The sequence below is a fragment of the Stenotrophomonas sp. genome, from assembly GCF_050737575.1.
Lineage (GTDB): Bacteria > Pseudomonadota > Gammaproteobacteria > Xanthomonadales > Xanthomonadaceae > Stenotrophomonas.
In genome coordinates this window covers 47,138-61,116 of record NZ_JBOHXW010000007.1, presented here as the reverse complement: position 1 = coordinate 61,116, position 13,979 = coordinate 47,138, and the positions used below count along the sequence as shown (strand labels likewise).

The 13,979-nt window shown below is 64.9% G+C and carries 14 protein-coding genes and 1 pseudogene; 8 read left to right on the top strand and 7 right to left on the bottom strand.

Features of this window, described 5'->3' with window-relative positions:
• Nucleotides 1–3 precede the first annotated feature (3 nt).
• Nucleotides 4–903, bottom strand: coding sequence for a ubiquinol oxidase subunit II (gene cyoA, locus ACREP4_RS13690; protein WP_431596746.1), 900 nt, complete (start codon nt 901–903; stop codon nt 4–6).
• Between the two features lie 182 nt (nt 904–1,085).
• Between cyoA and ACREP4_RS13685 the strand changes: the two genes are divergently transcribed.
• From ACREP4_RS13685 to ACREP4_RS13655, 7 genes are all read left to right on the top strand, one after another.
• Nucleotides 1,086–2,498, top strand: a complete 1,413-nt coding sequence (locus ACREP4_RS13685; protein ID WP_431596745.1) for a PLP-dependent aminotransferase family protein — start codon at nt 1,086–1,088, stop codon at nt 2,496–2,498.
• A gap of 114 nt (nt 2,499–2,612) precedes the next feature.
• The gene (locus ACREP4_RS13680) at nt 2,613–2,843 is read left to right on the top strand and encodes a hypothetical protein (protein WP_431596744.1); all 231 of its coding nucleotides are present in this window, start codon (nt 2,613–2,615) and stop codon (nt 2,841–2,843) included.
• Nucleotides 2,840–3,445, top strand: coding sequence for a DUF6436 domain-containing protein (locus ACREP4_RS13675; protein WP_431596743.1), 606 nt, complete (start codon nt 2,840–2,842; stop codon nt 3,443–3,445). Before ACREP4_RS13680 ends, ACREP4_RS13675 begins: the two co-directional genes overlap by 4 nt.
• Before the next feature lie 196 nt (nt 3,446–3,641).
• The gene (locus tag ACREP4_RS13670; protein ID WP_431596742.1) at nt 3,642–5,003 is read left to right on the top strand and encodes a PLP-dependent aminotransferase family protein; all 1,362 of its coding nucleotides are present in this window, start codon (nt 3,642–3,644) and stop codon (nt 5,001–5,003) included.
• A gap of 125 nt (nt 5,004–5,128) precedes the next feature.
• A complete protein-coding gene (locus ACREP4_RS13665) occupies nt 5,129–5,755 on the top strand; it encodes a GNAT family N-acetyltransferase (protein WP_431596741.1) in 627 nt (208 codons plus the stop codon).
• 295 nt (nt 5,756–6,050) lie between these two features.
• Entirely contained in the window at nt 6,051–6,722 is a 672-nt protein-coding gene (locus ACREP4_RS13660) for a class I SAM-dependent methyltransferase (RefSeq protein ID WP_431596740.1), read from the top strand.
• 5 nt (nt 6,723–6,727) lie between these two features.
• The gene (locus tag ACREP4_RS13655; RefSeq protein ID WP_431596739.1) at nt 6,728–7,042 is read left to right on the top strand and encodes a YkgJ family cysteine cluster protein; all 315 of its coding nucleotides are present in this window, start codon (nt 6,728–6,730) and stop codon (nt 7,040–7,042) included.
• Between the two features lie 358 nt (nt 7,043–7,400).
• On the opposite strand, the pseudogene ACREP4_RS13650 reads toward ACREP4_RS13655, so the two are convergent.
• The 6 genes and pseudogenes from ACREP4_RS13650 to ACREP4_RS13625 all read right to left on the bottom strand — a co-directional run.
• A pseudogene (locus tag ACREP4_RS13650) lies at nt 7,401–8,339 on the bottom strand (glycoside hydrolase family 43 protein); the annotation flags it as partial.
• Nucleotides 8,340–8,420: 81 nt separating this feature from the next.
• The gene (locus tag ACREP4_RS13645) at nt 8,421–9,326 is read right to left on the bottom strand and encodes a 2-dehydro-3-deoxygalactonokinase (RefSeq protein ID WP_431596738.1); all 906 of its coding nucleotides are present in this window, start codon (nt 9,324–9,326) and stop codon (nt 8,421–8,423) included.
• The gene (locus ACREP4_RS13640; RefSeq protein WP_431596737.1) at nt 9,323–10,231 is read right to left on the bottom strand and encodes an SMP-30/gluconolactonase/LRE family protein; all 909 of its coding nucleotides are present in this window, start codon (nt 10,229–10,231) and stop codon (nt 9,323–9,325) included. The genes ACREP4_RS13645 and ACREP4_RS13640 overlap by 4 nt, the downstream gene beginning before the upstream one ends.
• A complete protein-coding gene (gene dgoD / locus ACREP4_RS13635) occupies nt 10,225–11,376 on the bottom strand; it encodes a galactonate dehydratase (RefSeq protein WP_431596736.1) in 1,152 nt (383 codons plus the stop codon). Before dgoD ends, ACREP4_RS13640 begins: the two co-directional genes overlap by 7 nt.
• Nucleotides 11,373–12,023 carry a 2-dehydro-3-deoxy-6-phosphogalactonate aldolase gene (locus tag ACREP4_RS13630; RefSeq protein WP_431596735.1) on the bottom strand — a complete coding sequence of 217 codons (651 nt, stop codon included), beginning with the start codon at nt 12,021–12,023 and terminating at the stop codon, nt 11,373–11,375. The genes dgoD and ACREP4_RS13630 overlap by 4 nt, the downstream gene beginning before the upstream one ends.
• Nucleotides 11,992–12,726 carry an SDR family oxidoreductase gene (locus ACREP4_RS13625; protein WP_431596734.1) on the bottom strand — a complete coding sequence of 245 codons (735 nt, stop codon included), beginning with the start codon at nt 12,724–12,726 and terminating at the stop codon, nt 11,992–11,994. Before ACREP4_RS13625 ends, ACREP4_RS13630 begins: the two co-directional genes overlap by 32 nt.
• A gap of 245 nt (nt 12,727–12,971) precedes the next feature.
• On the opposite strand from ACREP4_RS13625, the gene ACREP4_RS13620 reads away from it, so the two are divergent.
• Nucleotides 12,972–13,925 carry a LysR substrate-binding domain-containing protein gene (locus tag ACREP4_RS13620; protein WP_431596733.1) on the top strand — a complete coding sequence of 318 codons (954 nt, stop codon included), beginning with the start codon at nt 12,972–12,974 and terminating at the stop codon, nt 13,923–13,925.
• The last annotated feature ends 54 nt before the right edge of the window (nt 13,926–13,979 follow it).

The window sequence follows — 13,979 nt, the reverse complement described above, 5'->3', positions numbered from 1 at the left end:
TCATTACTCCTGGGAGGCCTTGGTTTCTGCGTGATCGCCCGACGTGGCCCGGGTGTTCTCACCCACGCCGATGAACTGGTCGATGACCTTCTTGAACAGCAGTGGTTCGACGCTGGCGAAGTGGCGCACCGGTTCCTTGCGGGTGGGCGCGGCCAAACGTTTGAATTCGTCGAAGCTGAGCTGGTCCGGCGACTGGCGCACCTGCGCAACCCAGTCATCGAACTGCTGCTTGCTCATCGCGGTGGCGACGAACTTCATGTTGGAGAAGCCGTGGCCGCTGTAATTGCCCGACATGCCGTCGAACGCGCCCGGTTCGTTGGCCACCAGATGCAGCTGCGTGCGCATGCCGGCCATCGCGTAGATCTGCCCACCCAGCTGCGGGATGAAGAAGGTATTCATCGTCGAGTTGGAGGTGATGTCGAACGCCAGCTGTTGGCCGGCCGGGAAGTTGAGCTGGTTGACCGTGGCAATGCCCAGGTCCGGGTAAACGAATACCCACTTCCAATCAGTGGCGATCACTTCCACATGCAGCGGCTCGCCGGGGATATCCAGCGGCTTGTAAGGGTCAAGTTCGTGCGTGGATTTCCACACAATCACCGCCAGCACCGCGACGATGATCAACGGCACGCCCCACACCACGATTTCCACCTTGGTGGAGTGCGCCCAATCCGGCATGTACCTGGCCTTGGTGTTGCCGGCGCGGTACTTCCAGGCAAAGACGAAGGTCAGCACGATGGCCGGGATCACCACGATCATCATCAATGCCACGCAGATGATGATCAGGTCGCGCTGGGCAATGCCCACGTCGCCCTTGGAATCCAGCAGTACCCAGTTGCAGCCAGCCAAACCCACGCATGCCAAAGCGGCCAGCGCTGGGCGGATGCGTTTCCAGCAGATATTCATTGAAAGTCGACCCTGATGAAGGAGCTCTTGAGCGGGGACTGCCGGCGCCCGGCACATACGCGGGGAGCGGCTACACTGTCCGTACGGCGGCGCCTACAAGAGGATTGCCTGTCCATTCAAGTCCATACAAGATACATGATTGTATGGGTTGACGCACGCACAAGCATGGAAGGTCCCCTCTGATGCAGTCGCAAGCCACTGGTCGACGCCTGAAAAAACCCAACCGGACCTGGGTCCGTCCCTTCACCGAAGGCACTGGCCCGCTGTATCTGCAGATTGCCCAGCAGGTGCGCGAGGCCGTCGACGACGGCGTGCTGCAGCCTGGCGACCGCTTGCCGCCGCAGCGCGATCTGGCCCAGTTGATGGGCGTGGACCTGACCACCGTCACCCGCGCCTATGCCGAGCTGCGCCAGTCCGATCTGTTGGACGCGCAGGGCGCGGGCGGCACCTTCATCGCCATGTCGGCCGGCAACAGCGCCACCTCGGTGGACCTGAGCATGAACATCCCGCCGCTGCTGGGCAGCAGCCCGTTCGCGCAGAGCATGGAGCGGGGTTTCCAGCAGCTCAGCCAGCAGCTGGGGCAGGGCGAATTGATGAGTTACCACGTCGGCGCCGGCTCCCGCGACGACCGCGCTGCCGCCGTGCAGTGGCTGGCGCCGATCCTGGGCAACGTGCTGCCGGAGCGGGTTGTGATCTGCCCCGGCGCGCAGGCCGCGCTGTGCGCCCTGCTGCTGGCAAAGACCCAGCCGGGCGACGTGATCGCCGCCGAACAGCTCACCTATCCTGGCCTGCTGGCGGCCGCGCGCGTGCTGCAGCGGGGCATTGCGCCCATCGCCATGGACCACGAAGGCATGCTGCCGGAGGCGCTGGAAGAAGCCTGCCAGCTGCGCAAGCCGAGCCTGATCTACCTCATTCCAACCATCCAGAACCCGACCACGGCGACCATGTCGCAGGCCCGGCGTACGGCGATTCTGGCCATCGCGCGGCGTTACGGCGTGGCGGTGGTCGAGGACGACCCGTACTGGCTGCTGGCCGCCGATGCCGCCGCGCCGCTGGCCGTGGAGAGCAGCCCGGAAGCGCCGGTGTACTACGTTTCCACCCTGTCCAAGTGCCTGGCCCCGGGCCTGCGCACGGCCTATCTGGTGGTGCCGCCGGGTGAGCCGATGGAGCCGCTGCTCGACGCCCTGCGCTCCATCGCGCTGATGCCGACCCAGTCGATGGTGGCGGTGGCCTCGCACTGGATCCGCAGTGGCCAGGCCGACGACATGGTCCGCCGCTTCCAGCAGGAGCTGCGCCAGCGGCAGCAGATCGCCGCCCGCATCCTGCCGGCGCCGTATCAGGCGCACCCGACCGGTCTGCATGTGTGGCTGCCGCTGCCGGCGCGGCTGGATCAATACCGGCTGATCCAGGCGGCACAGGCGCAGGGCCTGGGCATTGCCAGCTCGGAGGCCTTCAGCATTGAAGAGCAGGCCGGCAACGCCATCCGCCTGTCGCTGGGCGGAGCGGTGGATCAGCACAGTCTGGCGGCCGCGCTGACCAAGCTCACCGAGGTGATCTCCGCTGCACCTGAGACGCGGGCGCGGGCGATCGTCTAGCTCAGTGCCGGCCGGCGCGCCCGGTCATATCCATACAAAAATGCTACATTGCGATTCTTGTATGGATTTGTGGGTGGTTGTGTGCGCCGGGACAAGCTGAGGTTTCATCTGGTCATGCTGGGCTGCGGGGGCTTCATCGTCCTGGCGCTGGCCTCGCTGGTGTATGTCTGCTCCCGGCCACAGACCGCCAGCGTGCAGGCCAGTGAGCAAGCGGCCATCGAGCAGTGCCTGCAACGCAGTCGCGCGCCGGAGCGTACCGAGATCCACCGCCGCGCCCAGGCCGATTCGTGCCGCGAGATGCGCAAGCAATACGACTATAAGTTCGGCCCGGACGCGGCCACGTGAGCCCCGCCAACGGCGCAGCGTCGCGCCGTCGCGGCATGCGGCTGTGGATTGCGGCGGGTTGTGTGGTGATGGCCGGCATCGCGATCGTGTTGTGGCAGTACTTCGGCTTCAGTGACCAGGCCAGCTTTGCCGAACAGGCCATCGTCTTCGACGACACCCAGCTCCAGTTGCCGCCCGAACTGGCCGGTGCCACCGGGCGCATCCGCGTCGTGCATTTCTGGGACCCGACGTGCAAGGTCTGCAACCGCGAAACCGGTGCGCACCTGAGCTACCTGATCACGATGTATCGCCGCGCGGGTATCGACTTCTACGCCGTGCAGAAACCCGGCACGCACGGCGCGTTGCCGGACTATCTGCAAGGCCGCTTGAAAGCATTGCCGACGATCCAGGGTGCCGAGCACATTCCCGCCAGCCCGGCGGTCGCGATCTGGGACCGACAAGGGCATCTGGCGTATGCCGGCCCGTACAGCATCGGCATGGTGTGCAACTCGGCCAATAGTTTTGTCGAACCCATCCTCGACAAACTGGTCGCCGGGCAGACGGTGCGTCCACGCGGCCTGCTCGCGGTCGGCTGCTATTGCCCCTGGCAAAGCGATCGCTGACGCCACCGATGAATCCGCACGCACGTCGTCGTGCCTTGGCGTTCTGCACGCGCATGAAAAACAGCGGGCACCCGCTCCAACCGACCGATGGTTGTGAGCAGGTACCCGCCGCTGATGCAAACAATAAAGCGCGACATCATCCATACATGGCGCGACCGTTTGTCGCAGCCTTCCACGGTCAACGCCAAGGTGCGCAGTGAGCTGGATAGAAAACGCACTGGCCAGCAACGGCCCGATCTACCTGCGCATCGTCAACAGCATCGAGCGCACCATGAACACCGGCGAGTTGGTGCCCGGCCATCGCCTGCCATCGCAGCGTGCGTTGGCCAAGCAACTCGGCATCGACTTGACCACGGTGACGCGCGCGTTTGATGAAGCACGCCGACGCGGATTGATCGAAGCACGCGGCCCGCAAGGCAGTTTCATCGCGCCGCCAAAAGCCGCGTTCGGCCAGCCGGTGGACTTGAGCATGAACGTGCCGCCCGTGCCCGATGCCGCCGCATTGAATGACGTCTTGCGGCGTGGCGCGGCGGCGGTGCTCGCACGCAGCAATGCACTTAATCTGATGACCTACCATCTCAGCGGCGGCAGTCCGACCGATCGCCATGCCGCCACCAGTTGGTTGCAGCCGATGCTCGGCAACGTCAACGAAACGCGCTTGGTAGTGGCCGAAGGCGCACAGTTCGCGCTGACCTCCATCCTCATCAGCCAGACGCATGAGGGCGATGCGATTCTGTGCGATCAACTCGTGTATCCCGGTCTGTTGCAGGTCGCCAGATCACTTGGCCGTCGCTTGGTGCCGGTGAGCGGTGACAAGCAGGGCATGTGCCCGGATGCACTTGCCCGTGCTGCCAAAGGAAGCGGCGCGCGCGTGGTGTACTTCAATCCAACCTGCAACAACCCGACCGCGTTGACCGTGCCACCGCAGCGCCGCGCCGACCTCGCGCGCGTGCTGCAACGCTGCCAACTGCTCGCCATCGAAGACGATCCGTATTGGCATCACGACACCAGCAAGCCAACGCCCATCGCCGCACTCGCGCCGGACTGTGTCTACTACGTCTCCACGCTGTCCAAAGCGATCAGCCCCGGCCTGCGCACGGCCTTCGTGCAATGCCCGTCTGCGTCCCATGCCGAAGCAATCGCGGCCGCGCTGCGCTCCATCTGCTTGATGGGCCATCCGCTGGTGATGGCGTTGGTCAGCCAGTTGTTGTTGGACGGCTCGGCCCGCGCATTGCTCAAGCAGGTGCTGGCCGAAGCCAGCGAGCGCACCGCGCTGGCCGAGCATCTGCTGGCGCCATCATTGAAGGCGAGGGCGACTGGCCTGCACGCATGGTGCCGCGTACCCGAGCCGTGGACCGACGCCACCTTCGTACGTGCCGCGCAATTGCAGGGCTTGGCGATATCGCCGTCGTCCGCGTTTCGCCCCGACGACGCACCACAGCAAAGTGGCTTTCGCTTGTCGCTGGGCCTGGCAACCAGCCGCCGACAACTGGAAAGCGCACTGCGCCGTATCAACCAGCTGATCATTTCGCCGGAGGGGCCGGTGATTCAGCGCTGAGGGTAGAAGCGATACAGCGTTCATGATGCTCGATCATGTGCGCGTCGATACGCCAAGCCGCTGAATGCATGGAATGCATTTCATCTTCGCTACCGCAAGCGAATTCAATAGCTCATTGGCACCGTATGGCGGATGATCTGCGCGTCCCTGCGTTGTGCGGCGAGAGAATCCACCGTGACAGCAGCACGGATTCACATGGAACCGCCGACCAGCAAACTGCAGGTCGGCAGACTGGGATGCACGATGGAGAGCGCTGTATGGAAGCCTTGAGGATCATTCCCGCGACGTTGCAGGACGCGACCGTGCTGTTCCGGTTGATGCAGCTGTACTACTTCGAGGCGTCCGCGTGGAGTGACGAGGACATTCTTCCAGAAGGACTCTACGACAGCGATTACGCCGATGTGGAGAGCACGCTGCGTGAGCAGTCGCACTGGGCCAGGCTGCTGTGGCTTGATGGAAAACTGTGCGGGTTCGTGTTGGTGGATGACGTCGATTTCCAGGGCCGTCGCATCCAGGAACTGGCGGATCTCTTCGTTCTTCCCAAATTCAGAGGGAAGGGAATTGCGGCCGCTGTGGTCACCGCGTTGGTGACGCCGGAAACGGGGCAATGGCTGTTGGCTACCTTCCGCGACGATCTTCGCGCCCACGACTTCTGGCGTCGAAACCTGCCGAAGATGGGAATGACGTTTGAGATTCCTGTGGATGGAGCTGACGATGCAACGTTCAACCGGTTGCTGATACGCGCGCTGTAGGAAGGCGCCGGCCACGCAGCTGACCTCAATCGAAACAACGCCAAACAGCCGCTCGCAAGCCACCGGCATCGCCAACCGCAACGCCATTCGCCCGGTTCAGCAGCCTGACCCGGTCACACGCCGATGGCTCCGCTTCAGCCAGATGTGAAGGCGGGCACGCGCTTAGTGTTAGGCTGAGCCGCAGGCCTTGCCTGTTTCGCGCGCGCTGCGCAGCTGCCTTGATAGTTGCCCACTCCGCTCCCTTTCATGCGTCAGCCGCCCGTCTACACGGGTGGTCGCTCGACGGGAGTGCGCTATGCCCGGTTATTCGACACGCAACGAGAAGGTCACCATAGGTGGCCAGCTTTACCTGTTGCGCATCCTCAGTGACAAACAACAGTTCAGCGATCCGGATGGTCACGGAGAGCGTCTTGGGATTTCGTCGGCGCAATGGAGCCTGTTCGGACAGCTGTGGCCATCAGGCCGTCTGCTTGCCCAGGCGATGTGCCGCTTTGATATCGAAGGCAAACGCATCCTTGAACTGGGTTGCGGCATTGGTCTGGCCAGTCTTGTGTTGTTGCAGCGGGGCGGCGATGTCGTCGCTTCCGACATCCATCCGCTGGCCGAACCCTTCCTCGCCTACAACGCCGCACTGAATGCGTTGCCGGCCGTGCATTACCGGCATATGCGCTGGGATCGCGAACTGCCTTCGCTCGGCATGTTCGATTTGATCATCGCCAGCGACGTTCTTTACGAACAAGGTCATGCCGCGTTGATGGCCGATGTCATACGCCGCCATGCGAAGCCGAAGACCGAAGTGGTGATCACCGATCCCGGTCGCGGCAACAGCGCACGTTTCAGTCGCATGCTGGGCCTGCAGGGATTTGAGTTCAAATCCACGCGGTGCCGCATGAATGATGAAGACGTTGAGCCATTTCGCGGCCAGTTGCTGCACTACTCGCGCGACGCGCCGGGGGGGGCCGAATAAACCGCATGGAGCGCGAGAAGCAGGCCAAGATCAGCTGCAGCAGCTGTGACGCACTTTGCTGCCAGCTCACCGTGGTGCTGGAAGCAAGAGACGCGGTGCCGGCGCACCTGACAGCTCGATTGCCCAGTGGCCTGCAGGTCATGGCCAAGGACGAGGATGGCTGGTGCGTCGCCCTGGATGGGCAACAGATGAAGTGCCGCATTTACGAGAGCAGACCCATCGTCTGCAGATCCTTCGTCATGGGCGGCCCGTATTGCCGCGCCGAACGCGACGAACATGCACGGCAGGGCGATCGCAACATCGCGCTGCACCTTACCTGAGGAAAAAAACATGGCGATACCACCACGCAAGACGGGCCCGGCCTCTGCAGGAACGACCAGCGCTGTCACCGGCTCCCACGTTCAACAGCGTAACTTGAGCCGCGAGCGCATGGCCGAAGACCTGGCGGCGTTCAACAGCGCAGGCGGTCAGATCGAGGTGCTCGGCAACACGCCGTTCCGCACCAAGCCGACTCCCGAAAAACCGGCTGCCAGCAGCGGCAAGACGTCCGCCGCAACCGTGAGCCAGGCCGACAAGGCCCGGTCGCACAAGCGTCAGCAATGACATGACGCGGAGCGAAGGCCTCTTTGCAGGCCGTCGATGCTCCGCCTGGCTCGAACGCCGCTTTCCGAGGAGGGCGGCGAGGAATACCGTCCACCAGCTGCCGTCTGCAAGCTGCACGAACTGTGCATGTCCGGCTGACGTCACCGGCTGCGGGCGTGCCGGATCAAGATCGCGCTGGGTCAATACCGGATTGTCCGGGCCGGGCTGGTACGGGCCGGCAATGGTGCGGCTGCGCCAGATCATCTGCGCGTGCTGCTCACCGGTGCCGCCTTCGGCTGCGGTCAGGTAATACCAGCCGTCGTGCTTGAAGATATGCGGGCCTTCGATGTACTCGGGCTTGCTGGCAGGGTCGGCGCCGCCATCCACCAGCAGGCGCCGAGCGCCGATGGCCTTGCGGGTAGACAGTTCGATCTGCTGCAGCCAGATCGCGCCGTGGCCGTCGTAACGCAGCACACCATCGGGTACGTCGTTGTGCACTACCCAGGTGCTGCCATCGGCGTCGAAGAACAACGAAGGATCGATGCCACGCACGTCCAGCCAGATCGGGTCCGACCACGGGCCGGCCGGATTGTCGGCGTGGATCAGGAAATTGCCACCGTCGCAGTAGAAGCAGGTGTTGACGATCTAGAACCTGCCATCGTTGTGGCTGATCGACGCAGCGAACAGGCCGCGGGTCAGTTCGTCCTTGCCGTAGTTGATCTGGCCGGGGCGGTCGATGGCATTGCCGATCTGCGTCCAGTTCACCAGGTCGCGGCTGTGATGCACCGGCAGGCTCGGGAAATAGCCGAAGGTGGAGTTGACCAGGTAGAAGTCATCGCCTTCCCGCACGATCGATGGATCGGGATGGAAGCCCGGTACGATCGGGTTGCGGTAGTTGCCTGCCTGCAGCGGTGGCTGCTTGTCGTTGCCCTGGTAGCTGATCGATTGGATCAGCACTTCTGCCCTGTAGGGCGCGGAAAACGCGCAGGCCAATGAGAGCAGGAGCAGCAGGTGCCAGGAATGGGTTGAACGCATGCAGTGCTTCTTGTTGCCTGGGATGGGTGGGGAGATGTTTTGCCGGCCTTCACCCCGAACCCTTTCCCGTAGAGAGAGGGACTATGTGCGGTGCTGCCACAGCGCATGCATGCCACGCGCGGCGAGGTCTTCGGGGTGGCGCTGCACGCCAACGCCCCAGGCGATCAAGGCCTGGGCATACAACGCGAGCAGGCGGTCGTTGCCGATCAGGTGTACCTGTGACAGGCGCGGGCTGTGCTGGAGTACGCCGGAGGCGAGGATCTCGTGGCCGATCAACAGGCCCGACAGGTAGGACGGCAAGGCGCTGCTTTCCATCTGGTTGAACAAGCCCAGCGTGCGTACGCCAAACAGGTGATGCAGCAGGCCGCCTGTTTGGCGGCTGCGCTTGAGTCCGCTCTCGAAGGCCCATGCATCGACGCGGCTGTCATCGGCCGGCATCAGCTTGCCGAGCAGGCTGTGGTTGCGCAGCACCGCGTACAGCTCGCCGGTCATCGCCGTGGCCAGGCGATGCACGCGGCCGTCGGTGATCGTCACCCACTTGCTGTGCGTGCCGGGCAGGCAGGCCACGTGGTTGCCGCGCGGCAGGACGGCCAGCAGGGCGGCCAGTTGGGTTTCCTCGCCACGCATGACGTCGGGCACGGCATCGCTGCTCACGCCGCTGCCGGTGTTGCTGACCCCGGGCACGATCCACAACTGGCGCTCGTTGAAAGCCGCAGACTCCAGGCGCACCAGGGCGGTGGCGAGTTCCTCCACACCAACCGGACAGGGCAGATAGGGCACTTCGCGCCAACCACCACGGCTGCCGACCATGCCCGACAGCAGGATCAGCGGATCGTCCCAGCCGGCGATCTGTGCGGCCAGCACGCTTTCAAACTGACCGGCGCTGGCCTGCAGGCCCTGTTCGCTGCGACGACGCTCGACCACATGGCCTTCGACATCCAGGCGGTACAGGCGCAGGCTGCTGGTGCCCCAGTCAACCGCGATCATGGCAGCAGCACCCGGTCCACGCGCGCACGGGTGCCGTGCAGCGGCAGCACGAACACGCCGCCGGACAGCGGCTCATGTTCAAGCGCGTGCGCATCCAGGCCGATGCGTGCGCTGGTGATGTACAGCGCATCCTCACCGATCACGCAGCAGGAGCTGTGCCGTGCCGGCAGCGTCACCAGTCGGGTGGCTTCACCGGTCGGCGAATAGCGCACCACGCGGCCGGCGCCCCACTGTGCGTTCCACAGACAGCTATCGTCATCGACAACGGCACCGTCGGGCTCCACGCCGGTTTCAGCCAGCGCGACGAAGACCTCGATCTGCTCGGCGTGCGCCGAGGCGGCGTCGTAGCGCGCGGTGAGCAGGCGGCCATCGAGCGAGTCACAGAAGTAGATGCGCTTGCCGTCCGGGCTGAAGCAGATGGCATTGGGAATGGTGGCCAAGGGCAGCGGCAGCGGGCGCAGTCCGTGTGCGGCACTCCACTGATAATGGCGCCCGCCGCGACGGCCATCCGGGTGGTCGCTCTTGGTGCCGAACACGAAGTTGCCATCGCGGTCGGCACGGCCATCGTTGATGCAGGTATTGGCATCATCGGCCTCCACGGCGACCAGCAGTTGCAGTGGCAGCTGCGCGCTGTGCAGGTGGGCTTCCGGGTCGGCCGTGTACAGGCCGTTGGCCAGACCCAGCAGCAGGCGGCCATCGGCACCCAGCGCAAGGCACCCAAGTGCTTCATGCAGCTGCCAGTACTGGCTGTGCCCGTGTGCGGGATCGAAGCGCCACAGGCGGCCGGCGAGGATGTCGGTCCAGTACAGCACCTTGTTGCGGTCGCACCAGAGGATGCCTTCGCCCAGTTCGCAGCGGCTGTCGACCAGCAGCTGCGCCGCTGTCGCGCTCGGCGCACTCACCATTCGGCGACGCTGCCGTCGGCGTGACGCCACAACGGGTTACGCCAGCGCGGTGGATTGCGGTTGGCTTCGATCAGGCGTGCTTCGTCGATCTCCACGCCCAGGCCCGGTTTGGGAAGCGCTGCGATGCAGCCCTGCGCGTCGCAGGCGAAGTCGTCCTTGTTGATGACGTAGTCCAGCAGGTCCGCGCCTTCGTTGTAATGGATGCCGATGCTCTGTTCCTGCAGCATCGCGTTGTGGCTGACGAAATCCAGCTGCAGGCAGGCGGCCAGTGCCACCGGGCCGAGCGGGCAATGCGGGGCCAGCGCGACGTCATGCGCTTCGGCCATCGCGGCGATCTTGTGGCATTCACTGATGCCACCGGCGTGCGACAGGTCCGGTTGCAGGATGGACAGGCCGCCGGCAGCCAGCACCGGCTTGAACTCGCTGCGCGAATACATGCGCTCGCCAGCGGCCAACGGAATGCTGCTGATCTCCGACAACGGCCGGTAGTACTCCCACTGTTCCGGCAGCACCGGTTCTTCGACGAACAATGGCCGGTACGGTGCCAGTTCGCGCAGCAGCACGCGCGCCATCGGTGCGCTCACGCGGCCATGGAAATCGATGCCGAAATCGACGCTGTTGCCGAGTGCCTCGCGGATCGCGGCGACCTTTTCAATCGCGCCATCCACCGCGCGCGGGCTGTCGATCAGCTTCAGTTCCTCGGTGCCGTTGAACTTGAAGGTGTCGAAGCCGAGCGACTGGTAATGCCGCATCTGGGCGACGATCTCGGCGGGGCGGTCACCGCCGACCCAGCGGTAGGTCTTCATGCGATCACGCACCAGGCCGCCAAGCAACTGGTAGACCGGTACACCCAATGCCTTGCCCTTGATGTCCCACAGGGCCTGGTCGATGCCGGCGACGGCACTCATCAGGATCGCGCCACCGCGGTAGAAACCGCCGCGGTACAACACCTGCCAGAGGTCGTTGATGCGTGCCGGGTCCTTGCCGATCAGGTAGTCGCCGAGTTCGTGCACGGCCGCTTCCACCGTGGCGGCACGCCCTTCGATTACCGGCTCGCCCCAACCGCTGATGCCTTCGTCGGTCTCGATCTTGAGGAACAGCCAGCGTGGTGCTGCCTGGTAGGTGGTCAGACGCACGATCTTCATGCGGAGTGGTCCAAGTAGGCCTGGCGGAAGCGCCGCGCGTGTTCACGCGTGGTCTGCACCGCCTGGCCGGGTTGATAAAGGTCACCGCCGATGCCCGCACCCACGCAACCAGCGGAAAGATAGCTGGCAAGGGTGTCGGGGGAGACGCCACCGACGGCGAAAAGGGGAACCGGCGGCAGCACGCTGCGCAACGCGCGCACCAGTGCCGGGCCGTGGATGGAAGCCGGGAACAGCTTGAGCATCTGCGCGCCTGCCCGCAGTGCCTGGAATGCTTCGCTGGCAGTGGCGAATCCCGCCGCCACCAGCAGTCCTTCGGCGACCGCGCGCTGGATCAGCTGCGGGTCGGTATTGGGCGTGACCATCAAGCGGCCGCCGGCCTGCAACAACCCGTCGATGTGCGCGGGCTGCACGACCGTGCCGGCACCGATGCAGGCGTGCTGGCCATAGCGTTGTACGCTGCGTTGCACGCTTTCCAGCCAGCCTGGTGAATTGGTCGGGATCTCGATCGCGTCGAAACCTTCCTCGACCAGCGCATCGACATGCGCGTCCACCTCGCTTGGCGTGATGCCGCGCAGGATGGCGATCAAAGGCAGCTGGAAGGGCAGGGTGGTCATGTCAGTCGTGGTACACCTGTGAGCGGCCGCCATCGATCAGGATATCGGTGGCATTGATGAAGTGCGCTTCGTCGCCGGCCAGGAACAACGCGGTGTAGGCGACTTCCTCCGGTGTGCCGATGCGGCGCGGCGGCAGCAAGGCGGTCTGGCGTTCGCGGGCGCCGGGTTCACGCTCGAACCAGGCCTCGATGCGCGGCACCAGGATCAGCCCCGGCGAAATCGAGTTCACGCGGATGCCATGCGCGGCGTATTCGATGCCGAGCGAGCGGGTCATGCCGATCAAGGCGTGCTTGGCCACCGGGTACGGGAACGCGCCGGGGATGATCTTGTGGCCATGCACCGAGGCGATGTTGACGATGGCGCCAGCCTGTTGCGCGACCATGCCCGGCAGCACGGCCTTGCACAGCTGCCAGGCGCCCTCCAGGTTCAGGGCGAAACAACGCTGCCACTGCGCGTCGTCCAGCGCGAGCGGGTCGGAGAACACGTCGGCACCGGCATTGTTGACCAGTACATCGATACGGCCGTGCTGGCCAAGGATGCCGTCGACCAGGCGGCGCATCGCGGCGGTATCGGTGATGTCGCCCTGCAGCAGGCTGAAGCCATCGGCATCGCCGGGAGTCAGGTCGATGCCGATCACCTGCGCGCCTTCGGCATGGAACAGGCGGGCGATGGCCGCGCCTATGCCGCTGGCGGCGCCGGTCACCACGGCCACCTTGCCGGCCAGGCGCCCGCTCATCGGCGGCCTCCGGCCCGGCAGACGCAGCATCCGCCAGCGCTGTTGGCGCCGGCTGATCGTGAAATCCTCATCCCTTTCTCCCTGAAGCCTGCTGTCGGTACTGGCCGCGCCTGCCCGGCAGGGCGGCAGCGGTGCTGACGGAAGCGTGGCATAGCCTTGCGTGAGAACCTATGTGCGACAAATGAAATTTTTGTCGTAATGTATTCGCTGGGCGAATAGCTACTCAGTCGAGGGGATCGGCGCGCATGGTTCAGCCTACTACCGGATGGTTCAGCGCCACCCGTTTGAAGACCCGTCACCTGTTGCTGCTGCTGCATCTGTACGAGCAGCGCTCGGTGCTGCGCGCGGCCGAGGCCGCCAACATGACCCAGCCGGCGGCATCCAAGCTGCTGGCCGAAATGGAGGACCTGCTGGGTGTGCCGCTGTTCGAGCGGCATGCGCGTGGGGTCGAGCCCACGTGGTACGGGCAGGTGATGATCCGCCGCGCACGCTCGGCGCTGTCGGAGATCGGCCGCGCCCAGGACGAGATCGCGGCGCTGCGTAGCGGCCGTACCGGCCAGGCCGCGATCGGTACCGTGGTCAACCCCGGTACCAACCTGGTGCCGCAGGCGGTGGCCGCGCTCAAGCGCGACTTCCCCGACATCCTGATCAAGATCGAGATGGACTACAGCCGCCCGCTGGTGGCCAAGCTGCTGGATGGCCAACTGGACATCGTGGTCGGCCGCATCATGGGCGCCGAGGGCAGCAGCGAGCTGGAATTCGAGCCGCTGGCCGACGAGCCTCACTCGGTGATCGTGCGTGCCGGGCATCCGCTGGCCGGGCGCCAGCGGGTCAGCTACGGCGACCTGGTCGACCACGGCTGGATCATGCCGCCGGAGGGCAGCGTGCTGCGCTCACGGCTGGACGCGGTATTCCTCGAGCATGGCCTGGTACCGCCGCAGAACATCGTCGAGACCACCTCGCTGCCGGTCACCATCCACCTGCTGCGGCACAGCGACCTGCTGACCGCGCTGCCGGCCGAGTCGGTCGCACCCTACCTGCAGACCGGGCAGATGCTGGTGCTGCCGATCGCCCTGGACGTACGCATGGAGTTCTTCGGCATCATCCGCCGCCGCGATCAACTGCTCTCGCCAGGCGCGGAGCGGGTCCTGGAGGCACTGCGGGCGACCGCGCGGCGCTTGTATCCGCCGGCGGGCTGATCCTTGGGTATTCGCTTCTGATATAGATCCTGCGCATTTTTTCATTGGTCGGGA